The sequence below is a fragment of the Streptosporangium sp. NPDC023615 genome, from assembly GCF_040640155.1.
Lineage (GTDB): Bacteria > Actinomycetota > Actinomycetes > Streptosporangiales > Streptosporangiaceae > Streptosporangium.
Map to the genome: position 1 here is coordinate 168,090 of NZ_JBFABE010000003.1, position 23,304 is coordinate 191,393.

13 protein-coding genes are annotated in these 23,304 nt (G+C 72.8%); 6 read left to right on the forward strand and 7 right to left on the reverse strand.

Translation table 11 applies throughout. From position 1 onward, the window contains the following. Positions 1–113 precede the first annotated feature (113 nt). On the forward strand, positions 114–2,900 hold the full coding sequence (locus AB0G16_RS03685) for a CDP-glycerol glycerophosphotransferase family protein (protein ID WP_362798024.1): 2,787 nt from the start codon (positions 114–116) through the stop codon (positions 2,898–2,900). After that, entirely contained in the window at positions 2,888–4,000 is a 1,113-nt protein-coding gene (locus tag AB0G16_RS03690; protein ID WP_362798027.1) for a glycosyltransferase, read from the forward strand. The genes AB0G16_RS03685 and AB0G16_RS03690 overlap by 13 nt, the downstream gene beginning before the upstream one ends. Here AB0G16_RS03690 and AB0G16_RS03695 read toward each other — a convergent pair. The 4 genes from AB0G16_RS03695 to AB0G16_RS03710 all read right to left on the reverse strand — a co-directional run bounded on the left by AB0G16_RS03695 (position 3,990) and on the right by AB0G16_RS03710 (position 10,798). Then, the gene (locus AB0G16_RS03695; RefSeq protein WP_362798030.1) at positions 3,990–5,033 is read right to left on the reverse strand and encodes a sulfotransferase; all 1,044 of its coding nucleotides are present in this window, start codon (positions 5,031–5,033) and stop codon (positions 3,990–3,992) included. The genes AB0G16_RS03690 and AB0G16_RS03695 overlap by 11 nt on opposite strands. A 2-nt stretch (positions 5,034–5,035) precedes the next feature. Then, entirely contained in the window at positions 5,036–6,046 is a 1,011-nt protein-coding gene (locus AB0G16_RS03700; RefSeq protein WP_362798032.1) for a sulfotransferase, read from the reverse strand. Between the two features lie 25 nt (positions 6,047–6,071). Further along, the gene (locus tag AB0G16_RS03705; RefSeq protein WP_362798034.1) at positions 6,072–7,175 is read right to left on the reverse strand and encodes a CDP-alcohol phosphatidyltransferase family protein; all 1,104 of its coding nucleotides are present in this window, start codon (positions 7,173–7,175) and stop codon (positions 6,072–6,074) included. 158 nt (positions 7,176–7,333) lie between these two features. Continuing rightward, a complete protein-coding gene (locus tag AB0G16_RS03710; RefSeq protein WP_362798037.1) occupies positions 7,334–10,798 on the reverse strand; it encodes a bifunctional glycosyltransferase family 2 protein/CDP-glycerol:glycerophosphate glycerophosphotransferase in 3,465 nt (1,154 codons plus the stop codon). A 488-nt stretch (positions 10,799–11,286) separates the two neighbouring features. Here AB0G16_RS03710 and AB0G16_RS03715 point away from each other — a divergent pair, with 488 nt between their 5' ends. From AB0G16_RS03715 to AB0G16_RS03725, 3 genes are all read left to right on the forward strand, one after another. Continuing rightward, on the forward strand, positions 11,287–12,855 hold the full coding sequence (locus AB0G16_RS03715; RefSeq protein ID WP_362798040.1) for an NAD(P)/FAD-dependent oxidoreductase: 1,569 nt from the start codon (positions 11,287–11,289) through the stop codon (positions 12,853–12,855). A 261-nt stretch (positions 12,856–13,116) separates the two neighbouring features. Next, positions 13,117–15,927 carry a CDP-glycerol glycerophosphotransferase family protein gene (locus tag AB0G16_RS03720; protein WP_362798043.1) on the forward strand — a complete coding sequence of 937 codons (2,811 nt, stop codon included), beginning with the start codon at positions 13,117–13,119 and terminating at the stop codon, positions 15,925–15,927. Further along, entirely contained in the window at positions 15,924–17,204 is a 1,281-nt protein-coding gene (locus AB0G16_RS03725) for a glycosyltransferase (protein ID WP_362798046.1), read from the forward strand. Before AB0G16_RS03720 ends, AB0G16_RS03725 begins: the two co-directional genes overlap by 4 nt. 102 nt (positions 17,205–17,306) lie before the next feature. Here AB0G16_RS03725 and AB0G16_RS03730 read toward each other — a convergent pair whose 3' ends face one another. Continuing rightward, on the reverse strand, positions 17,307–18,920 hold the full coding sequence (locus AB0G16_RS03730) for a hypothetical protein (RefSeq protein ID WP_362798049.1): 1,614 nt from the start codon (positions 18,918–18,920) through the stop codon (positions 17,307–17,309). 259 nt (positions 18,921–19,179) lie between these two features. Here AB0G16_RS03730 and AB0G16_RS03735 point away from each other — a divergent pair, with 259 nt between their 5' ends. After that, positions 19,180–20,046, forward strand: coding sequence for a polysaccharide deacetylase family protein (locus AB0G16_RS03735; protein WP_362798052.1), 867 nt, complete (start codon positions 19,180–19,182; stop codon positions 20,044–20,046). A 157-nt stretch (positions 20,047–20,203) separates the two neighbouring features. On the opposite strand, the gene AB0G16_RS03740 is transcribed toward AB0G16_RS03735, so the two are convergent. Together AB0G16_RS03740 and guaA are read right to left on the reverse strand one after the other, a co-directional pair. Then, positions 20,204–21,514: an acyltransferase gene (locus tag AB0G16_RS03740; RefSeq protein WP_362798055.1), complete on the reverse strand. Its 1,311-nt coding sequence runs from the start codon at positions 21,512–21,514 to the stop codon at positions 20,204–20,206. Positions 21,515–21,629: 115 nt separating this feature from the next. Further along, the gene (gene guaA / locus AB0G16_RS03745; protein ID WP_362798057.1) at positions 21,630–23,180 is read right to left on the reverse strand and encodes a glutamine-hydrolyzing GMP synthase; all 1,551 of its coding nucleotides are present in this window, start codon (positions 23,178–23,180) and stop codon (positions 21,630–21,632) included. Positions 23,181–23,304 lie beyond the last annotated feature (124 nt).

The following is a 23,304-nucleotide window of genomic DNA, read 5'->3' on the forward strand; positions in this document are numbered from 1 at the left end:
GGGAAGCCGGGCCGGGACCCCGCCCGCCCAGGTAGTGTCACACAACCCCAAAAACAGTGTCATCACTGCACAAGTAGGACAAGTGCCTACTTTTCTCGGGAATACCTCAGAATGTGATCAATATCCCTGAATGCAGCGTTGTGGTCATCACCTACAACGACGCCACCCGGCTGCCCAGGGCCGTACGATCCGTGCTCCGGCAGTCGCTGCGCGGTGTCGAGGTGATCATCGTCGACGACGCCAGCACCGACGGCACCGAACCCGTCGCCCGCGCGTTGCAGCGCGAGGACCCCCGGGTGCGCTACCTGCGCGCCGAGGTCAACAGCGGGGGGTGCGGCACCCCGCGCAACAGGGGCGTGGCCTCCGCGCGCGCGCCGTACGTGATGTTCCTCGACAGCGACGACGAGCTGACCCGGCACGCCTGCAAGAGCCTGCTGCTGGAGATCGAACGCACCGGCGCCGACTTCGTCACCGGGCAGATCTCCCGGCTGTACGAGCGGTCCGGCAAGACCGCCCGCTACTACCCGGCCCTGTTCGCCCGGCGCAGGACCGTCGAGGGGATCGCCCAGGAGCCCGAGATGTTCCTGGACTCCTTCAGCACCAACAAGCTCTACCGGGCCGAGCTGCTGCGGCGGGTGCCGTTCCCGGAGGACATCCACTACGAGGACCACGTCTTCAGCACCGCCCTGTACTGCGCGGCGCAACGGTTCGCCGTGGTCCCCTGGGTGGTCTACCTGTGGCACCGGGCCGCGGCCGGGGGCGAGACCCGGCCGTCGATCTCGCTGAGCCTGACCGAGATGGCCAACGTCCGCTCCCGGATCCGGGCGGCCCGGATGAGCGACGACATCCTGCGCGAGAACGGCCTCGGCCACCTGGTGCACGAGCGGCAGCGCCGTTTCGTCCGCCAGGACCTGCGGGTCTACCTCAACCCGCTGCCCGCCCGCGCCCCGGAGTGGATCTCCGAGTTCGTCTCGGTGGTCCGTCCCTACCTGGCCGAGCTCGACCCGGTGGTGTTCGAGACGATGGACCCGCTCATGCGGGTCTGCTGCAGCTTCATCACCGACGGCCGGCCCGACGAGCTGCTGGTCGCCGCCCGGTCGCTGAACGGGCCCAAGGCCCCGCCGCGCGCCGCCCTGCGCCGGGACGGACGCACCTACTGGGGCACGGAGGCGGACCCGAGGCGGGACATCACCCCGCTCCGCATGGCCGAGCTGCCCTACACCGCCTCCCGGCTGCGCCACGAGGCGGCCGTCACCGGCGAGGGCGCGGTGATCAGGCTGTCGATCGGCACCTACGACCCGTTCGGCGTCCTGGACGCCACCCCCGGGTGGAGGGCGTTCCTGCGGTTCAAGGACCACCGGGTGCCGCTGACGCCGCGCGCGCGGCCCGGCGGCGGGTACCTGAGCGAGGCGACGGTCGACCTCTCCGGGATCAGGCACGGCCGCCTGGGGTTCGACGGCCGCTACGACCCGGTGGTCGAGATCGTCCGTCCCGACGGGAGGGTCACCTCCGACCGGCTGCTCGTCGACCCCTCGGCCGGGCCGTTCCGCGTCACGGTCGCCCACCACGACATCACCGTCAGGGCCGAGGGCGCCGCCGCGGTCATGCGGGTGGTCTGGCGCCGCCGGGGTCCGCTGCGGCGGCTTCCCCGGCTGCGGCGGGCCGCCACCCGGCTCCTGCGCCGGGTCGGCGGCCCGGAGGTGAAGCTCCGGGTCTACAAGGGGCTGATCTCGGTGCTGCCGCCCCGCCGGGACCTGGTCCTGTTCGAGTCCGACGTCGGCGCGGGCTACACCGGCAACCCGCGCTACGTCTACGAGGAGCTCCGGCGGCGGCGGGCACCGCTGCGGACGGTGTGGTCGGTGTCCAGGAACCGCCGCAACTTCCCGCCCGGCACCCGGCTGGTGCGCCGGATGAGCTGGCGCCACGTCTGGACCATGGCCCGCGCCGGTCACTGGGTCGACAGCCACGGCATGCCACTGGCCTACCCCAAGCCGTCCGGCACCCGCTACCTGCAGACCTGGCACGGGCAGGGCATCAAGTCGGTCGGCTTCGACGCGCCCGACCTGCGCGCCGACTTCGACGGGCCCCGGACGGCCTGGCGGGCCGCGGTGGAGCGCTGGGACGCGCTGGTCTCGCCCAGCGCCGAGTTCGAGCGGGTCTTCGTGCCCTCCAACGGCTACCGGGGACCGCTGCTGCGCCACGGCTCGCCCCGGTGCGACGTGCTCGTGCGCGGCGACCCCGAGGCGGCCGGGCGGGCGCGCGAACGGCTGGAGATCCCGCCCGGCTCCCGGGTGCTGCTGTACGCCCCCACCTACCGCGACCGGGCCAAGGGCTCGGGCCGGTCGGTCCGGGCGGACCTGACCGCGATGGCCGAGGCCCTGGCCGGTGAGTGGACGATGGTGCTGCGGACCCACCCGGTCGAGCGGTTCCGGGTGCCCGAGCACCTGCGTCACTTCGTCCGGTCGGCGGGGTCGTACCCGGAGGTCAACGACCTGATGCTGCTCTCGGACGCGCTGCTGACCGACTACTCGTCGCTGATGTGCGACTACGCGGTCACCGGGCGGCCGATGATGTTCCTCATCGACGACTGGGACGAGTACCGCCACCTGGAACGCGGCGTCTACCACGACCTGCCGGCCATCGCCCCGGGCCCCTGCCTGACCACGACCGGGGAGCTGATCGAGGTCCTGCGGAACCTGGACGCCGTGTCCGCGTCGTTCGCCGCCCGCTACCGGGCGTTCCAGGAGCTGTGGTGCGCCGACGAGAAGGGGCACGCCGCGGCGGGGGTGGTGGACGACTTCTTCGGCCCCTTCCCCGACCGCGGGACCGGGCCGCGCGGGACCGGGCCGCGTGCCCGGCCCGCGCCGGTCCGGCTCCCGATGCCGGGATGGTTCAGGTGAGCCGCGGCGGCCGGGGGGCGGTCGTGTTCGCCTGCCTGGACGCCGACACCCTGGGCGGCGTGCAGCGGGTCACCCACACCGTGGCGCAGGGACTGGCCGAGCGGGGCCGCGAGGTGCACGTGATCGGGCTGCACCGGGCCGAGAGCCCGTTCCGGTACGTGGAACGACCGCGCTACACCGCCCACGTGGTCCACCGCGCGCCGGTGGGCCGGCTCTCACGGACGGCCGCCCGGCGCGAGCGCAGGACCCTGGAGCGGCTGCTGCGCGACGTGGGGCCGGGGTTCGCCGTGCTCGCCTCGCCCAGCGTGGTCACCCGGATCAGGCGGCTGCTGCCCGAGCGGTTGCTGCCGATCGGGCAGTACCACGGGTCGTACGAGCACGCGCGGGGGTCGTGGCACCTGCGCTCGGTCCGCGGTCACTACGGCACCCTGGAGAAGGCGGTCTTCCTCACCGAGGAGGACGCCTGGTTGTTCTCCGAGCACGCGCTGCTGCCCAACACCTGGTCCATCCCCAACCCGCTGCCGGTCTGGCCGTCGCGGACCGCGGACCTGGGCGCCCGCCGGGTGCTCGGGATCGGCAGGCTGGGGGGCGTGAAGCGGTTCGACCGGCTGATCTCGGCGTTCGCGCGGGCCAGGGGCCAGGCGGACGAGGGCTGGGAGCTGCACCTGATCGGGGAGGGCCCCGAGCTGGACCGTCTCCGCTCGCACGCCGCGGCGTGCGAGGTGAGCGACCGGGTGGTGTTCCGCGGCCCGGTACCGGCGGCCCTGATGGGACGGGAGTACCTGGGCGGTTCGGTGCTGGCCCTGTCCAGCGACCACGAGGGGCTGCCGCTGGTGGTCGGCGAGGCCGCGTCCTACGGGGTGCCCGCGGTGGCGTTCGACGTGTCGGACGGGCTCAGGTCGCTCATCCGCGACGGGGAGACCGGTCTGCTGGTGCCCCCGTCCGACGTGGGCGCGCTGGCCGGCGCGCTGGCGGGGCTGATGACCTCGGCCGGGAGGCGGCGGCGGCTGGGCGCCGCCGCCCGCGCGCACGTCGAGACGTTCCGGCCGGACCTGGTGCTGGACCGGTGGGAGACGCTGTTCGAGGAGATCACCCGCTGACCGTGGCGGGCTCGGTGCGCGGCATCGGCACCCCGGCCAGCACGATCTGGGCCGCGGTGAGCCGCGCCGCCAGCGGGTTCGGCTCGCGGAGCCGGATCAGCCGGTCGAACGTGACCCGCTTGACCCGGGCCAGCTTCCGCTTGGCCGCGGTCCTCTCGTAACCGACGATCCGCGAGGTCTCCGCCTTCGGCGCGCCGGTGAGCTCGTAGCCGTAGGTCTCCAGGCGGTCGGCGAGCACGCTCTCGCAGAGCGAGATCTCACCGGCGTCGAGCCGCTCGCGCCAGGATCCGGCGCGGGCGGTGGTCACCTCTCCGTGGGTGAGCGCGTGCCAGGTCTTGCGCGCGGGCACGGCGACGTCGGCCATCGCGGCCGGGTCGCACATGGCCTCGTCGAACTCCTCGCCGAGGAACTCGCACAATCTGCGCAGGTGGGCCTCGGGGTCGGCGGTCAGGTCCTCGTAGCGCAGCTCGTGGTAGCTGCCGCCGGGGAGCTTCGGCGCGCCGTGCCTGGCGAAGTCGATCGCCTCGGCCCAGGCGGAGACCGCGCTGTTGAGGCTCCCGTTGTACCAGGGCATCTCCTTCAGCGACGCCACGCAGTCGCGGCCGTCCCTGATCAGGTGCACGAACTGCGCGTCGGGGAAGAGCCGCAGCAGCACGTCGGTGTACTGGAAGTACGAGGGCCGCTTGTCGCCCCAGCGGGCCTTGCCGTGCCCGGCCGCGTAGGCGCGCAGCACGATGCCCAGCGCCGAGCCCAGGGTCGGCGGCCCCGCCACGATCTGCCCGAGCACCTCGTCGCGGTCCAGGTTCAGCTCGTGGAAGCGCGTCTGGGGCCGGTCGACCACCCACTCGGCCAGCTCGCGCCTGCGCCCGGCGTCCTCCAGGTCGCCGAACCGGAGCCTGCGCTGGTACGCGGAGATCATGAAGCGGGTCTCCGGCGGGATGGCGACGCGCGGGTGGGCGTGCAGCATGAGCTGCAGCATCGTCGTCCCCGAGCGGGGACAGCCCAGGATGAAGATCGGGCGGTCGGGCTTCATGGTCAGACCTTCGCCAGCTCGCCGAGCTGCCGGCTGGTGAGCCGCGCGGCCACCGGGCTCGGCTCGCGCAGCCGGTTGACGCGGTCGCGGAGCTCCTTGCGCCTGCGCGCCCAGCGCCGCTTGGAGGCGGCCTTCTCGCAGGCCGCGACGTGGGCCTTGCTCGCCTTGGGCGCGCCGCTGAGCTCGTAGCCGTTGGCGGTCAGCCGCTCGGCCAGGACGGTCTCGCACACCGCGATCTCCCAGGGGTCCAGCCTGGCCTTCCACGAGCCCGCCCTGGCGGTGGTGACGTCGCCGTGGGTGTTGCTGTGCCAGACCTTGTGCTGCGGGATCGCCACCCTGGCGACGTGGTACGGCTCGGTCATCGCCGGGTCGTAGTCCTCGCCGAGGAAGTCGCAGAGCCTGCTCAGCTCGGTCTCCGGGGAGGCCGTCAGGTCCTCGTAGCGCAGCTCGTAGTAGCTGTCGGCGGGGAGCCTCTTGGCGTGCCGGCGACCGTAGTCGATCGCCTCGCTCCAGTTGACCACCGCGTGGAAGACGTCCTTGGTGTACCAGGGCATCTCCTTCAGCGACGCCACGCAGTCGCGGCCGTCCCTGATCAGGTGCACGAACTGCGCGTCGGGGAAGAGCCGCATCAGCAGGTCCACGTGGTGGTAGTAGCTGGGCCGCTTGTCGCCCCAGCGGCTCTTGTCGTACCGCTCGGCGTAGGAGCGGAAGGTGATGCCCATCGCGGAGCCCAGCGTCGGCGGGCCGGCGACGATGTCCTCGATCAGCTTCTCCCCGTCGAGCTTGAGCTCCTTGAACTTGGTGTCCTTGTCGCCCACGATCCACCGGCCGACCCTGCGCCGGTTGCGCTCCTCGCGCAGGTCGCCGAAGGAGAACCTGCGGTAGTAACCGGGCACCACGAACCGGGTCTCCGGCGGCACCGCGATGCGCGGATGCGAGTGCAGCATGAGCTGCAACATGGTGGTGCCGGAACGCGGACAGCCGATCACGAAGATCGGGCGGTCGGACTGCATGACAACGAACCCCCGTAACGCTTGCTCAGACGGATACGCGCGGCGCCTTCTCCACGAGCGGCACGACGGGCGCCACCCGGGCGAAGAGCCACATTCGGTAGATCAGGAAGATCTCGTTCAGCAGGAGCAGCGCTCCCGCCCCGACCGCGACGGGCACCAGCGCGGCCGTGCCGATCAGCGGGGCGACCACGAACACCGCGGCGTGGAACTCGATGCCGCTGATCAGGTGGGTGCGCACCCGGTGGCGGGCCAGCAGGCGGCCGACCCGGCGGGGCAGCCTCGGCCGCCTTCCCTGCCGCGGCGCCGACGGGACCGGCCGCGGCTCCCGCGCCCCCCCGCCGTCGAAGCCGCCCCCGAAGCCGCCGTCGGGTCCGTCGTCGAGCCCGCCGTCGAACTCGTCGTCGAACTCCGCCTCCCGCAGCGGCTCGCGCGGCGTGATCGGCTCACGGAAGGGGGTGGTCTCACGGGGCGTGAGGGACTCGCGCGGGGTGATGGGCTCGCGGAGCATGACGATCTCGGCGTCCCCGGTGTGGCCGGTGTGGGCGGCGCGCCCGTTGTGCCCGGCCTGCCCGTTGTGACCGGCCCGCCCGGCGCGGACGCCGGTCCCCGGCTCGATCGAGCCGACGGCCGCCGGTCGCCCGAGCCGGTTCTCCTTGACCGTCTCGCGCACCCGTTTCATCTGCGGCGCGTTCACGTAGCGGAACAGGTCGAGCACGGCCACCCCGGCGCCGAGCAGGATGTAGGAGACGTCGCCGGTGACGGCGTACTGCCCGGAGGCCAGCCCGGCCGCGCAGCAGACGACCCTGATGCGGTCGCCCACGTAGTCGAGCCAGAGGCCGAACGCGGTACCGGTCCCCTTCAGGCGGGCGATCTTCCCGTCCATGCAGTCGACCGCGAAGCTCACGTAGAACAGCACGGCCCCGGCGACCAGCCGGCCGCCCGCGAAACAGATCGCCGAGCACATGCCGAGGATCAGGGAGAGGCGAGTGAGGCCGTTGGGGGTGACGGACGTGTGGTTGGCGACGAGCAGGGTGAGCCTGCACGCCACCGGGTCGACCAGGAAAACGGTCCACCAGGAGTCTTTTCGTTTCCGGGTCGCGTGAACGTCGTCCAACGAATAGGCCCTCATGCGTTCCAGCATGGCCACGCCGTGTCCCCTTTCATCTACGCTCTGTAACTACTAGAAGATCTCCATGCCACTTCTTGACCGGCCCCCGCCAGAGCGATCGGCCGCTTTGAGGGCACGAAAGGCCGGGGAGAGGGCTCCCCGGCCTTCGGACGGCGCCGCTACGCGAACAGCCGGTCCACGGCCCGCGCGGCCGCGTGACCGTCCTCCAGCGGGCAGAACCTGGCGGTGAACGCCTCGTAGGCCCTGCGGTACTCGACGTGCGTGTCGCCGGCGTCCCGCACGGCCGCGATCAGCTCGTCGGTGGTGCGCAGCAGCGGGCCGGGGGCCTCGGCCTCGAAGTCGAAGTAGAAGCCGCGCACCTCGTCGCGGTAGCGCTCCAGGTCGTAGGTGTAGAACAGCAGCGGCCGGCCGGTCACCGCGAAGTCGAACATCGCCGACGAGTAGTCCGTGACCAGCATGTCCGCGACCAGGTAGAGCTCCTGGACGTCCGGGTACACCGAGACGTCGCGGACGAGGTCCGTGCCGGTCCGCGGCACCCGGTCGGTCACGGTGGGGTGCTTGCGCAGCAGGAAGACGTACTCCCCGCCCAGCTCGTCGGCCATCCGCTGCAGGTCCAGGTGCAGGTCGAGCCGGTAGCGCCCCCTGCTGTAGAACTTGTCGTCCCGCCACGTCGGGGTGTACAGGACGACCTTCCTGCCCTCGGGCAGGCCGAGCCGCGCACGGACCCGCGCCGCCCGCTCGGCGACCGCCTCGGCCCCGCCGCGGATCAGGAGGTCGTCGCGGGGGGAGCCGATCTCCAGGATCTCCCCCTGGAAGCGCAGGGCGCTGTCCAGGATCGAGCTGCACCAGGGGCCCGGCGAGATCAGGTGGCTCCACTGGGCGACGGTCCTGGCCAGCCGCTCGTGGTGGTCGGGCCGGGCGAACGGCACCTTCTCCACGTCGAAGCCGACCCGCTTGAGCGGCGTGCCCCGCCAGGTCTGCACCACGGTCTGCCCGGGCCTGCGCTCGAACCAGGCGGGCAGGTCGCTGTTGGTGACGACGTACCGGCAGCGGGCCAGCGCGTCGTAGAACTCGCGCCCGTAGCGGCGGACCGGCACCACCCCCTCGGGCACCTCCACCTGCCCGTCCCGGACGAGCCACATGAACTCCAGGTCCGCGCCGCGCCCGCGCAGCTCCTCGTAGATCGCCCTGGGGCTGTCGGAGAACTGCCTGCCGCCGAAGCTGTCGAACAGGACGGCGGGCCGGAGCGGCTCGGCGCGGCGCGCGGGGTAGAAGTCCTCGCGCAGCAGCCGCTGCTGCTTGGGCCTGCCCGAGGCGCGCAGGTCGTCGCCGACGGTGAACACGGCCTCGGACATCACGTCGGTCTCGAAGGTGAACGTCCGGGTGGCCGAGATGTGCTCCAGCGGCGCGGACGGGCGGAACTCCACCCGCATGTCACCGAGGCCGGTGCGGACCGAGAAGCCGTGCGTGCCCGCGGGCAGCGGCAGCCGGCCGGCGAGCGTGTCGCTCCCCTCGGGCGTCACCGTGACCGTGCCGTCCACCAGCGGGAACAGCCGCTCGGTGAACCGGTTGCGGGAGGTGACGACCAGCCAGGCCGGGCCGTCGATCGGGCGCATCGGCGCGCCGGTGAGCCGCAGGTGCCCGTGCTCGTCCCACTCCACCCGCTCCACGTAGAAGGTGGGCCGCTGCTCGCGCAGCACGAACCCGCCCCGCTGCGAGCGGTCCAGCACCACGTCGCGCCCGCGGAGCCGGTACAGGCCGCGCTCCACGGCGGCGCCGACGATCAGCGGCCGGGCCGGGCCCTCTGCGGGGACGACGTCGAAGTGCCACTCGGCGCCGGGGTGCAGCGCGCTCATCTCCAGGCTCGCCGGGTCGAGATCGGGCCAGCGTTCCGAGAGCACGTCGTCCAGCGCGATCACCGCCTCGAAGTCGTCACCGGTGACGGTCATCGGGTAGCGCCGCTCACGGCCCCCCTGGGGCCGGGTCAGCCGCAGCACCGGCGCGGTGCCCGAGCCGGCGGATCCGGTGGCGGATCCGGCGCCGAGGCCGGCACCGCAGCGGCCGGTGATCCGCAGCGTGCCCTCGGCCACCCGGTGCCCGGTGACCCGCCCGCCCGGCCGTTCCACCCTGAGCCGGAACTCCTCCCCGGCCGTCCACTCCGTCCAGGCGACGGTCCCGGAGTCGCGTTCGGAGAACTCCAGCCGCCGCGCGGCCGGGCTCGGCTGGGCCAGCGCGCCCTGCCGCAGCAGGCCCCGGGAGAGCACGCGCAGCTCGATCCGCCAGGTCGAGCCGGCCGGGAGCCGGTCCGGGTCGATCGACAGCCGGAAGCCGCACCAGTCCTTGCGCCGGCGCGGACCGGTGTCCACCAGCGACAGGCTCCGCCGGACCGTCACCGGGAGCCGCATCCTGCGCCCCGGCCCCTCGGGGACCAGCCAGGCGAAGACGTGCTGCTGCATCCGCCTGCGGGTCCGCAGGTAGCGCACCGACACCCGTCCCTCGACGACCAGGGCGTCGCCCTTCCAGTCCAGCGCGTCCACCCGCTGGCGCAGGTCCAGCTCATCGCGCATCCGGGTGAGGGACCGCCCGACCTGCACGGGACTGTTGAGGTGGTAGCCGCGCACCCCGCCGCCGACGACGCGGGCGGTCGGCTTGACGGTCCTGTCCCACTCCAGCACCTGGACGAGATCCTCCAGGCGGCGCTCGCGCACCAGGGCCCACTTCACCCGCCGCTGCGCCGGGATGAGCGAGAGGACCTTGGGCCCGGCCTGCTCCAGGTAGGCGCACGCCAGGTCCAGGAAGCGGTTCTGGAACGCCTCCCCGGCCCGGTCGAAGACCTGAAGGAAGTTCGGCAGGTCGCCGTCGAGGACCATCCGGTCCCACGCCGCCAGGTGCGCGGTCCTGCCGGTGCCGGCCAGGAACTCCCGCACCGAGCCGACCGCGGCGAACCGGTCCTCGATGCCCTTGACGTGTCCCCGGTTCTGGGTGATCGAGACGCTCTCCCCCTCGCGCTCGCGCCAGAGGTAGACCGGGGTGGTGAGCACGTCCACCGCCCGCGCCAGGAAGTGCGCGGGCAGGGAGACCGCGATGTCCTCCCACAGGACGCCCTCGGGAAAGCTCATGCCGTGCTCGTCCCAGAACGAGCGGCGCCAGAGCTTGTTGGTGACCAGCCGGTCCCTGAGCAGGGCCTGGGCGCCGGTCACGTGGGTCCGCCGGGCCGGGCCGGTGAAGATCGTCCTGTGCATCGGCGACTGGCGCACCCCCTGGCCGCTGAAACGGAGGACGTTGCCGGTCGCGAGGTCGGACCCGCTGTCGGTCAGGCTGCACACCATCGTCTCGACGGCCGTCAGCGGGAGCATGTCGTCGCTGTCGACGAACGCGAGGAACTCGCCCGTCGCGTGCCTCACACCGGTGTTGCGCGCGGTGCCCAGACCCCCGTTCTCCTGACGGATCAACCGGAACCGGGCGTCGCGCGCGGCGAAGGTCTCGGCGATCTCCGCGCTGGAGTCGGGGGAGCCGTCGTCCACCATGACGACCTCGATGTCGGCCCAGGTCTGCGCGACCAACGACTCCAGACACGCCTCAAGGTACGGTTCCACGTCGTAGATGGGCACGATGATGCTCACTGGGGCCACGGTCGGTCCTCCGGTAGTCGAAAGCTCACGGTCCGGTCCATCGGCTCGAACACCGGAGACGGCACGCAGGTGAAGATCCACTCATCGTGGACGACGTCCCGGGCGGGGAGACGGGGGCCGGACGGCCGCCCGGGAGCGGCGGCGGAGGCCCGTCCACCCGCCGGTACCACCCGGCGGCCCCGAGCCCGAGGTGGACGTCACGTCAGAAGCATGGCCGCGCGGCGGGACGGGACGAGTCCGAAACGGGACGGCCATGAACGGAGCTGACCGAGTCTTGACCGTCCCCGGCCCCCGGCCGGACGGACCGCGGGGCCCCTCCCCCCGCGGCGCGGCAACGCCTTCCCCATGCCGTGGTCAAGGCTGGGAATGCACACGTCCTGGTAAGTCGTAATGACCCCTCGATCCCCCCGGGGCGTCCGACACGATCGGTGACCGAGACGGGCGAGATCACAGCGAACGGCATTCGCGGGGGGAGACGCATGGAGTCAACGGTCGTCGTGGGGGCGGGGCCCGCCGGGCTCACCGCGGCCTACGAGCTGGTCCGGCGAGGACGTCCGTGCGAGGTCTTCGAAGCCGACCGGGTGGTCGGCGGCATCAGCCGTACCGAGGAACGCGACGGCTGGCGCTTCGACATCGGCGGTCACCGGTTCTTCACGAAGGTGCCGAGGGTCGAGCGGCTCTGGCACGAGCTCCTCGACGAGCGGGACTTCCCGCTCCGGCCGAGGATGAGCCGCATCCACTACCGGGGCCGTTTCTACGACTACCCGCTCAAGGCGTCCAACGCCCTGTCCAACCTCGGCCTCGTCGAGTCCGTGCGGTGCGTCGGCTCCTACGTCCGGGCCCGCGTCCGGCCGCCCGCCGACCAGTCCACCTTCGAGGGCTGGGTCACGGCCCGTTTCGGCCGGCGGCTGTACGGGATCTTCTTCAAGACCTACACCGAGAAGGTCTGGGGCGTCCCGGCCGACACCATCCAGGCCGACTGGGCCGCGCAGCGGATCAAGAACCTCTCGCTGGGCAGGGCCGTCGCCGACGCGCTGACGCCCGGCAGGAGGCGGAAGGAGGTCACCAGCCTCATCGAGGAGTTCCACTACCCCCGGCTGGGGCCGGGCATGATGTGGGAGAGCTGCGCCGAACGGGTCCGCGGGCTCGGCGGTGCCGTGCACCTCGGCACCCGGGTCGAGCGCATCCGCCGCCACGGCGACCGGCTGGCCGTCACCGTCCGCCCGGACGGCGTCCACGGCCCGGACGGCGTCCACCGCCCGGACGTGCCGCCCGGCTCGGGTGACACCGTCCGCGAGGTGCTCTGCGACGACCTGATCTCCTCGATGCCGCTCGGCGCCCTGATCCGCGCGTTCGGGCCGGACGTGCCCGACATCGTCGCCGAGGCCGCCGCGGGGCTGAGGTACCGCGACTTCCTCACCGTCGCGCTGGTCGTCCCCGAGCGGTTCTCCTTCCCCGACAACTGGATCTACATCCACTCCCCCGAGGTACGCCTGGGCCGGGTGCAGAACTACGGCTCCTGGTCGGCGGACCTGGTGCGGGCCGGACGGACCTGCCTGGGCCTGGAGTACTTCGTCACCGAGGGCGACGACCTGTGGCGGATGCCCGACGACGACCTCGTCGCGTTCGGCACCCGGGAACTGGAGCACCTGGGCCTGGTCACCTCGGGCTCGGTCGAGCGGGGCTACGTGGTGCGGATGCCGAGGGCCTACCCGGTCTACGACGCCGGCCACGCCCACAACGTGGAGGTGCTCAGGAAGTACCTCGACGTGGAGTGGCCGCGGATCCACCCCGTCGGCCGCAACGGCATGCACCGCTACAACAACCAGGACCACTCCATGCTCACCGCGATGCTGACCGTGGAGAACATCGCCGAGGGCGCCCGGCACGACGTGTGGCAGGTCAACGTCGACGCCGACTACCACGAGGAGTCGGCGGCCCGCGGACCCGGCAGAGGCTCCGGCAGAGGCTCCGGCGGGCACCCGGGCGGGGGCTCCGGCCGCGACGCCCCCGTCCCGCTCGGGGTCTCCGCCGCGTCCCGCCCATGACCCGCTGACCGGACGGGTCCGCACCACCCCCGTCCACGCGCCCACGCCCGTCCGTCCACCCGTCCCGCCCCCGCACCGCACCGCTCCGTTTCCACCCGTACCGTCCGGAGTCGCCCAGGACCACCCGGGGTCGTCCCCGATGCGACCCGGCCCTCCGGGCGGGCGGTCCCGTCACGCCCCGCCCGGCTCCCGCCCACCTGTCGCCACCTGGGAGCCGGACGGATCAAGGCTCTCCTCCCAGCCGCTCTGGAGTCGCACACCATGACACAGCCCTCAACGGTCCCCGACGTCAGCGTGATCGTCATCACCTACGACGACGCGCCCCGTTTACCCCGGGCCGTACGGTCCGTTCTCGGCCAGACGCTCAAGAACCTCGAAGTGATCATCGTGGACGACTGTTCCGGCGACGACACCCCGACGGTGGCCAGGGCGCTCACCGAACAGGACGGCCGGGTCCGCTACGTGCGGCTCCCGGCCAACAGCGGCGGCTGCGGGGCACCCCGCAACGCCGGCATGGACGCCGCCCGCGCGCCCTTCCTGATGTTCCTCGACAGCGACGACGAGCTGCCCCGGCACGCCTGCAAGAGCCTGCTGCTGGAGGCCGAGCGGACCGACGCCGACTTCGTCATGGGCACCGTGGAGCGCGTCGACGAGGCGACCGGGGCCGTCACCCTCTGGTACCCGCAGCTCTTCGCGGAGCGGCGGACCGTGGAGGGCATCCGCGCCGAGCCCGAGCTGCTCTTCAACTGCCTGGCCACCAACAAGCTGTACCGGCGGAGCTTCCTCGACGGCACCGGCATCCGCTTCCACGAGGACATCCACCACGAGGACATCGTCTGGTCCACCGAGCTGTTCTGCCGCAGCAAGCTCTTCGCCCTCGTCCCGTGGCCGGTCTACCGCTGGCTGCTCGCGGCCACCCCGGCGACCAGGTCGATCTCCTCCCGGCGGCACGAGCTGGAGAACGTGCGCCAGCGCGTCACGGCCGCCGAGCTGAGCGACCGCGTGCTGGCCGACACCCACTCCCTCGACCTCAAGGGGGACAAGGACTACCGCTTCCTCTCCCACGACCTCCGCCTCTACCTGGGCGACCTGCCGCTGCGCGACCCCCGGTGGATCGACGAGTTCGCCGACCTCGTCATCCCGTACGTGGACACGCTGGAGGAGGCCGCGATCCGGCGACTGAGCCGGGCCGAGCGGGTCTGCATCCAGCTCGTCCGCGAGCGGCGCGGCGCCGAGGCGGCGCTCGCCGCCGTCGAGCTGGGCGGCGGCTCGTCGATCCCGCCCCGCCGGGTCACCGAGCACGGCGGGCGGGTGTTCTGGGGCGCGACGCTCCCCACCGGCGAGCGGGGCCGGAGCGAGCTGGACGTCACCGAGCTGCACCTGGCCGAGCAGCCGTTCGCCGGCGCGCTGCTGCGGCACGAGCTCGTCGACCTGCAGGCGTCCAGGGACCGGGTGGACCTGACGGTGCGGACCTACGACCCCGGCGGGGTGCTGGAGGGCCGGACGGCGTCCGTGTGGCTCCGCGTCGGCGGCAGGAAGAAGACGATCGCCTCGATCCCCTTCGAGCCGGCACCCGCGGCGTCATCGGAGAGGCCCGGCGTCCCGGAGGGGTCCGGCGTCCCCGGGGAGCCCGGCGTCCTGGAGGGCAGGGTGTCGATCTCCCTGCCCGACCTGGAATGGCCGGACGGTGTCGTACGACCGCAGGCCGTCATGATCGCGCTGCACGAGGGCGAGCACCGCAACGTCAGGCACCTGCTGGCCTCCCCCGGCCTGTCGTTCACCTCCGTGGGCGCGGTCGGCCCCGGACGGCTGGTCCTGGAGGCCTCGCCCGACGTCCCGTTCCGCCTCACCGCCCGCAGGCTCGGCCCGGTGCCGGCACGACGCCTCCCCAAGGCGTCCGAGCTCTGGCGGAGCCTGCTCGCCGACCTCGCCACCCCCCGCAACCTGGGCCGTTTCTACCGGTTCCTCAGCGCGGTCGTGCCGGTGAACCGGAACCTGGTGCTGTTCGAGTCGGCCGAGGGGAGCGACTACACCGGCAACCCGCGCTACGTCCACGAGGAGCTCGGGCGACGCGCCACCGAGCTGCGGGCGGTCTGGTCGCACGCGGGCGTTCCCGAACGCTTCCCCGAGGACGTCGACCTCGTCCGGCGCGACACCTTCCGCTACGCCTGGACGCTGGCCCGCGCCGCCTACTGGGTGGACAGCCACAACCTGCCCTACTGCTACCGCAAGCGCCGGGCCACCCGCTACCTGCAGACCTGGCACGGCCAGGTGTTCAAGAAGATGGGTCTGGAGGAACCCCGGCACCGGGCGCAACCCGCCCTGGCCAGGAGGTACGCCGAGGCGGTGGCGCGCTGGGACGTGCTGCTCACGCCGGGCCGCGACTTCCGGCGTGACTTCGCCGAGGCCAGCGGGTTCGGCGGCGAGCTGCTCCACGCGGGCTACCCGCGCAACGACGTGCTGGTGCGGCACGCCGAACCCGCGCAGCGCGAGCGGGCGCGGCTGGTGCGGGAGTTCTTCGAGATCCCCGCGGGCAAGCGGGTCGTCCTGTACGCGCCCACCTACCGCGACGGCGGGCGGTTCAGCGGCGACTCGATCCGGCTGGACCTGCCCGCCCTCGCCGGGGCGCTCCCCGCGGACTGGGTGATCCTGGTCCGGGCCCACCGCTACGACCGTTTCACGGTGCCGGACCCGCTCGGTTTCCTCGTCCGTGACGCCTCGGCGTATCCGGAGGTGAACGACCTGATGCTGGCCTCGGACGTGCTGGTGACGGACTACTCCTCGATCATGTTCGACTACACCTGCCTCGGCAGGCCGATCCTCTACTACGTCGACGACCACGAGCGCTACGCCGCCGCCCAGCGGGGCGTCTGCTTCGACCTGGCCGACGTCGCCCCCGGGCCGCTGCTCCGCGACACCGGCGAGCTGACCGGCGCGCTGGCCCGGCTGGAGGAGATCACCGAGACGTACGCCGAACGCTACGCGCGGTTCCGCGAGCGCTGGTGCGCCCTCGACGACGGGCAGGCCGCCGCCAGGGTCGTGGACGCGTTCTTCGGGGAGGCCCTGCGATGACGGCGCACCCCACCGCGAGGCCGTACGACGACGACGCCTCCGACGTCGAGGCCCACGGCGGGATCCACGACGGGATCCACGACGACGGCACGCTCGCGCCGAGGCCGCGTTCCGGCGGCGTACCCCACGCTCCCCAGAAAGGTCAGGCGATGAGAGCCCGCGACGTCTTCTTCCTGAGCACCGACGCCGACTCGATGGGCGGGTCCCAGCGGGTGATCCACACCCTGGCCCAGGGCCTGGGGGCGCGCGGGCACCGGGTGACGCTGGTCGGCATCAACCCCTCCAGGCAGCCGCAGACCTACGTCACCGACCCCGTCTACCGGCACCTCACGCTGTACGACACGCCCGCCCCCGAGGCGTCCCCCCGCTCGCTCCCCTGGCGCAGGGGCAGGCCCCGGCGCGCCCCCCGGGAGGTGGCGGCCGCCAGGACGAGGCTGCTGCGGCTGACCGACCAGGTCCGCCGCGGCTACCTGGTCGTCGCCTCCCCCTGGGCCGCCCACTGGATCGCCGACCTGCCCCTGCCGCACATCGCCAAGGTCGGCCAGTACCACCAGTCGTACGCCGAGGCGGTGGACTCCCCGAACCTCCGGCTGATCAAGAAGTACTACGCCCACTTCGACAAGGCGCTCTTCCTCTGCGACGACTACGCCGCGGCCTTCGCCGGTCACCGGCTCGCCAACTGCGGGACCATGCTGAACCCGGTCGGCATCTTCCCCGAGCGCGCGGCCCCGCTGCGCAACCCCCGGATCGTCTCGGCGGGGCGGCTGGTCCGGGTGAAGCGGATCGACCTGCTGATCGACGCCTTCGCCGCCGCGGCCCCCTCCGTCGCCGAACGGTGGGAGCTGCACATCATCGGCGACGGGCCGCTCCGGGCGGCGCTGGAGGCGCAGGCGTGGCAGACCGGTCTCGGTGACCGGATCGTCTTCCGGGGGCAGGTCGCCGACGTGGAGGCCGAGTACCTCGACGCCTCCATCGTGACGCTGAGCAGCGACTTCGAGGGATGGGGGCTGGTCCTGGCCGAGGGCGCCGCCTGCGGCCTGCCCGCCGTGGCCAGTGACGCCTCGGCGGGCGTGCGGACCCTGGTCCGGGACGGGGACAACGGCGTGCTGGCCGAACCCGGCAACGCCGGGAGCTTCGCCGCCGCGCTGGAACGCCTCATGTCCGACGCCGAGCTGCGCCGCGCGATGGGCGCCAGGGGCAGGGAGCGGATGGGGGAGTACCGGCTGCCCCGGGTGCTGGACCGGTGGGAGGCGCTCTTCGACGAGATCGACCGCTGACCGGCCCGGCCGATCCCACCGGCCCGGCCGATCCAGCCCGGCCGGTCGGTCCGATCCGTCCGATCCGTCCGGTCCGGCAGAACGGACCGGCCGGTCCCCGGGTCAGCGGCGGGCCGCCAGGATCCGCGCCTCCCGAGCCAGCAGCGGGACCAGCACGATCCCGACGAGGATCGGCGTCACCATGAACCGGAAGTCCGGCGCGGTGTTGGTGAGGATCACGCCGAGCTGCTGGCCGGCGACCACGGCCGCCCCGGCGAGCGCCGCCCTGCTTCCGGTACGCCTCCGGGCCAGCACCGCCGCGGCGTAGCCGAGGTAGCACCAGAAGGGCGCCCGCCAGAGCAGCCACTCGAACTGCCTGACCGTGGAGGCGTCCAGCGCGGTCAGGCCGGCGGACCGCAGGGCCGGGAGGAAGGGCCGCTGCCGCATCACCGAGGCCACGCGGGTGCCCTCCCAGGCAGAAGGCAGGCGCGGGTCGTGCAGGGAGAAGCGGTAGAGCTCGCCCCCGGGTTCCCCCGCGGTCGAGTCGATCTGCCAGGCCAGCGCGGCGCGGCAGATCCGGGTGCCCAGCATCAGGCCGGGCGCGCGGGCCAGCAGTCCCCGCCAGAGCCGCAGGACGTCGGAGATCCGCCGCTCGGCCTCGGCGTGACCGAAGGCGGGGTCGAAGAAGATCCGCGCCATGGTGTGGCAGGTCGCCCCCCGCCGCCAGGCCTCGGGCGGGGCGATCGCCTCCAGCAGGGCGCGTTCCTCGCGCCCGAAGAGCTCGGGGCGTTCCCCGTACGCCACGGCGAGGTCGCCGAAGACCGTCTGGTAGGCGAACGTGCGGGAGGGGGGCGTGATGCCCAGCGCCGGATAGCCGGCACCCAGCATCAGCGCCGGCACCGTCACCGCGGTGGCCGCCACGACCGCCAGCCGGCGGCGGGCCGCGGGCAGCAGCAGCGCCAGCAGGACGGCGGCGATCAACGCGACCAGGAAGCCGTTGTGGCGGAAGAGGCCCAGCCCGAGCAGCTCGGCGCAGAAGACCGGCAGACGCGGGTCCCGGGCCGTCACGCCCCGGGACCGCGCGGGCCTGCGCCGCCGCCGCGCCCCGCCCCGCCGCCGCGCGGACGCGATCCCGGACGTGGTCGTGGACGTGGTCGTGGAGGCGGTGCCGGACACGGTGCCGGACACTGTGCCGGACGGGGCCGGGGCCCCGGTCCCTGACGAGACCGGGGAGGCGAGCCTGATCGCGGTGCCCGCGGCCAGCACGGCGCAGATCGTGAACGGCACGTCCTTCCAGATCGCCACGGTGAAGGCACCGAGCGGCGGCGACAGCGTGGCGCAGCCGACCGCGACGAGCAGCCACCGCCCCCGCGCGCCCAGCGCCCTGACCGCGCCCGCCAGGTGGGCCAGCGCGGCGGCCATCCCGGCCGTCTGCAGCAGGGTGACCGCGGACACGTCACCGGTCAGCCACAGGCAGAGCCCGAGCAGGGCGTCGTAGGCGACCGACTGCCCGGCCACCCAGGGCCCCGTCGTGACGTGCTCGACGTAGGTGACGGAATCGGGGCTCATCAGGCCGGGGTGGAAGGCGAGCCACCAGCCGAGCAGCACGAGCTGGCCGGTCGCGTAACAGGCGAGCGCGAACCGCCGGCCGGCGTCGGGGGAACCGGGGTCCGGGGAACCGGGGCTCTCCGGCCGCTGCCGCGCGGCCGTGCTCGGCTCCACCGTACTGATCGTCATGGTCTTCCCAGCGGGTTCTGGCAGCGGGCGGGTGCTCATCATCGGGCACCGGCCGGGAACGCCCGCGCCGACTATACGCAGCCGTGACCTGGGGAATCACCAAGCTTGCGACACGTCGGCGGGAGCGGGTGCCGGAGCGCCCCGGCCCTCGGCGGGGCGGGGTTTCACAGAACATCGTGACTCTTCCGCCCCGGAAGGCCTCAGCCGTCTCGATAGGATGCCCCTTCGACCGACGTCGATTTGACCCGGAGCTCCCCTCATGAAGTCTCCTGTCCGAATGGTGCTGGCCGCGTCCTGCGCGGTAGCCATGATTTCCGTCCCGACCACCGCGTGGAGTGCGGACAAGCCAGAAAACACCCCCAAGGCGGCGGCCACGCCCAAGGCGACGGGCAAGGCCAAGCCCGCTCCCAAGCCCGTGCCCGCTCCCAAGCCCGTGGACTGCGCGAAGGTCAAGTGCATCGCGCTGACCTTCGACGACGGCCCCGGCAAGTACGCCGACAAGCTGCTCGACACCTTCAAGAAGTACAAGTCCAAGGCGACGTTCTTCCTCGAGGGCCAGTACGTGAAGTCCCGGCCCGCGTTCGCCAAGCGGATGGTCGTCGAGGGCCACGAGATCGGCAACCACAGCTACACCCACCCGCACCTGCGGGAACTGTCCGAGGACAAGATCCGCGAGGAGCTGACCTCGACCCAGGCCATCGTCAAGAAGGTGACCGGCAAGTACCCGACGACGATCCGCCCGCCCTACGGCGAGCTCGACGGGCGTGTCTCGGCGATCGCCAAGGAAATGGGCATGCCGATCATCCTGTGGAACGGCGGCTCGCGGGACTGGGCGACCAGGAACGAGAAGGCCATCCACGACGAGGTGCTCAAGAACGCCAAGCGTGACGGCGTGATCCTGATGCACGACTGGGTCGAGCAGACCGTCAAGGTGATGCCGAAGCTGCTGGTCGCGCTGCAGAAGCAGGGCTACCACGTGGTGTCGGTCTCCTCGCTGCGCGGAGCCAAGGCCACCGTGGCCGGGGACGTCTACCCGGTCGGCTCCGAGAAGGACGACGACCTGAACTCGGACTCGCCCACCGGCGACCCGGACGCCTACGCGCAGTCGCCGGAGGACAGCTTCTGAGCCTCGTCCTCCCAGGACGGCTCCCGGGCTCCCTCACCCGAGGGCGGCTCCCGGGCCCCGTCGTCCGGGGACGGCCCTCCGGCCCCGTCGCCCGAGGACCGCTCCCGAGCCCCGTCTCCCGAGGACGGCGGCTCGGGAGCGGCACCCCCCGCGCTCCTCACACCGTCCCTGTCCCCGGCGTCCTCAGCGTTCCCGGCGTCCCCGGCGTCCCCGGCGTTCCCGGCGCCCTGGGAGCCGTCGGAAGCCCCGGCACTCCCGGACCCCCGGCGCCGTCCGTGCCCGGTGTCGCGTCCCCGGCCGATCTCCGGGCCAGCCGCCTGCCCAGCCGCTGCATGGGAAGTTCCACGTAGCGGTAGGTCAGCAGGCTCAGGCCGAGCACCGACAGCACGAACACCGCGCTGAGCGAGAGCTGCACCGCCTGCCCCGCCGCTCGCACGTCCCCGGCGACGGCGTGGAAGATCCGCAGCATCGGGTGGTGCAACAGGTAGACCGAGTAGCTCACCAGGCCCAGCCAGACGAGGAACCCGGGCAGCCGGCGCTCGCGCAGGGCCATCCCCCCGGCGAACGTCGCTCCCGCCAGCGCCATGGTGGCCAGCCACGGCCCCGGTTGCACCCACCACCAGCCCGCCTGGGGTGCCCAGACCGGGGTGACGCCCACCAGGACGGCCGTCACCGCGACCGGGGCGAGCCCGCCCGCCCCCTCCTCCCAGCGGCGGATCGCGGTCCCGGCGAACATCACCGCGAGGATCACCGCCCCCAGCCACGGCACGAAACCGGAGAAGAGCAGCAGCACCACGGCCATCACGCCCAGGACGTAGGCGGCGCTCCTGCGGAACCTGCCGCCGAGAAGACAGGCCAGACCGGCGAGGAACACCGGGCCCGACACGTAGGCGGGCCAGGGCCCGTCCAGCAGCGGCCCGGTCAGCAGGAGCCCGGCGACGACCGCGACCACCCCGAAGACCACCGCGATCGTCCCGCTGGCCCGGTGCGCCCCGCCGACGAACAGCGCGGTCACGACCAGGTAGAAGACCATCTCGTACGAGAGCGTCCACATGGTGTCGGCCAGGCCGCCCCGGTGCACGACGTCCAGCAGCATCGTGGCGTGCGCGGACACCGACGACAGGTCCCTGGGCACCTGCTCGCGGACCGGCATCCAGATCGCCGCCACCAGCACCCCGGCCACGACCAGCAGGTAGATCGGGTACAGCCGGAACACGCGGCTGATCCAGAAGGCCCGCACGTCGCCGCGCCGCTCCAGCGACACCGGGATGATGTAGCCGCTGACCAGGAAGAAGACCAGGACGCCGTACATGCCGAGGTTGAACCAGTACGGCCTCAGGGAGGGCATGAACCAGGGCAGCAGGTGCTCCAGCATGACGGCGACCGCGCCGAGGCCGCGCAGCGCGTCGAGCCACGCCAGGCGGGCGGCGGGGGCCGGGGCGGCACCGATCGAGGAGGTGGAGGACACCCGCCCCAACCTACCGTCCGGCACTTTACGAAGCCTTGCCGTCGGCGGCGAACCGGCCCGGGACACCGCACGCGGGACGCGACGGGGACGTCCCGGCCGGCCTACCGGCGGAGGGTCACTCCCACTCGATGGTGCCCGGCGGCTTGCTGGTCACGTCGAGCACCACGCGGTTGACCTCGCGGACCTCGTTGGTGATGCGGGTGGAGATGCGGGCGAGCACGTCGTAGGGGACGCGGGACCAGTCGGCGGTCATCGCATCCTCGCTGGAGACCGGGCGGAGCACGATCGGGTGGCCGTAGGTGCGGCCGTCGCCCTGGACGCCCACCGAGCGGACGTCGGCGAGCAGCACGACCGGGCACTGCCAGATGTCCCGGTCGAGGCCGGCGCGGGTGAGCTCCTCGCGGGCGATGGCGTCCGCCTCGCGGAGGATCTCCAGGCGCTCGCGGCTGACCGCGCCGACGATGCGGATGCCCAGGCCGGGGCCGGGGAACGGCTGGCGCCAGACCATGGCGGCGGGCAGGCCCAGCTCCTCGCCGGCGCGGCGGACCTCGTCCTTGAACAACGCGCGCAGCGGCTCGACCAGCGAGAAGCGCAGGTCGTCGGGGAGGCCGCCGACGTTGTGGTGGGACTTGATGTTGGCGGTGCCGGTGCCTCCGCCGGACTCGACCACGTCCGGGTAGAGGGTGCCCTGGACGAGGAAGTCGACGGGCCCGTCGGCCAGGATGGCGCGCTGCTCGTCCTCGAAGACCCTGATGAACTCGCGGCCGATGATCTTGCGCTTCTCCTCGGGGTCGGTGACCCCGTCGAGCGCCTTCAGGAAGCGCTCCTGGGCGTCGGCCACCCGGAGCTTGACGCCGGTGGCGGCCACGAAGTCGCGCTCGACCTGCTCGGCCTCGCCCTTGCGCAGCAGCCCGTGGTCGACGAAGACGCAGGTCAGCCGGTCGCCGATGGCCCGCTGGACCATGGCGGCGGCCACCGCGGAGTCGACGCCGCCCGACAGGCCGCAGATGGCGCGCCCCTCGGGGCCGATCTGGGCGCGGATCGCCTCGACCGCGTCCTCGACGATGTTGAGCATCGTCCAGGAGGGGCGGCAGCCCGCGGCGTCGAGGAAGCGCTTGAGCACGGCCTGGCCGTGCTCGGAGTGCAGCACCTCGGGGTGGAACTGGACGCCGTACAGCCCCAGCTCGGGGTGCTCGAAGGCGGCCACGGGCGTCTGGGCGGTCGCGGCGGTCACGGTGAACCCCTCGGGGGCGGCCGAGACGCTGTCGCCGTGGGACATCCAGACCGACTGGCTCCGGGGCAGCCCGGCGAAGAGCACGCCCTGGCCGCTCACGTCCAGGGCGGTGCCGCCGTACTCGGCCGTGCCGGTCCTGGCCACCTCGCCGCCGAGCTCCTGGGCCATGACCTGGAAGCCGTAGCAGATGCCGAAGGTGGGCACGCCGGTGCGGAACAGGCCCGCGGGGGCGGCCGGGGCGCCCTCGGCGTACACCGACGACGGGCCGCCGGACAGGATGACGGCCTTGGGCTTCTTGGCCATCATCTCCTCCACCGGCATCGTCGAGGGGACGATCTCGGAGTAGACGTGGCATTCACGCACCCGTCGCGCGATCAGCTGCGCGTACTGCGCGCCGAAGTCGACGACCAGGACCGTGTCGAACTCAGACACCAAGACCCCCAAAAGGACCCCCGAAGGGAACAGAGCGGTCGTCCCAGTCTATCGGCGCCCGCCCGCACGCCCGCTCGCGGACGGGAAAGCACCCGCTCACGGGCGGGGAAACGCTTGATCACGA

Coding starts and splice junctions, on each gene's coding strand:
- AB0G16_RS03690 (WP_362798027.1), top strand. CDS start 2,888: ATGGTTCAGGTGAGCCGCGGCGGCCGGGGGGCGGTCGTGTTCGCCTGC.
- AB0G16_RS03695 (WP_362798030.1), bottom strand. CDS start 5,033: ATGAAGCCCGACCGCCCGATCTTCATCCTGGGCTGTCCCCGCTCGGGG.
- AB0G16_RS03700 (WP_362798032.1), bottom strand. CDS start 6,046: ATGCAGTCCGACCGCCCGATCTTCGTGATCGGCTGTCCGCGTTCCGGC.
- AB0G16_RS03705 (WP_362798034.1), bottom strand. CDS start 7,175: ATGAGGGCCTATTCGTTGGACGACGTTCACGCGACCCGGAAACGAAAA.
- AB0G16_RS03715 (WP_362798040.1), top strand. CDS start 11,287: ATGGAGTCAACGGTCGTCGTGGGGGCGGGGCCCGCCGGGCTCACCGCG.
- AB0G16_RS03720 (WP_362798043.1), top strand. CDS start 13,117: ATGACACAGCCCTCAACGGTCCCCGACGTCAGCGTGATCGTCATCACC.
- AB0G16_RS03725 (WP_362798046.1), top strand. CDS start 15,924: ATGACGGCGCACCCCACCGCGAGGCCGTACGACGACGACGCCTCCGAC.
- AB0G16_RS03730 (WP_362798049.1), bottom strand. CDS start 18,920: ATGACGATCAGTACGGTGGAGCCGAGCACGGCCGCGCGGCAGCGGCCG.
- AB0G16_RS03735 (WP_362798052.1), top strand. CDS start 19,180: ATGAAGTCTCCTGTCCGAATGGTGCTGGCCGCGTCCTGCGCGGTAGCC.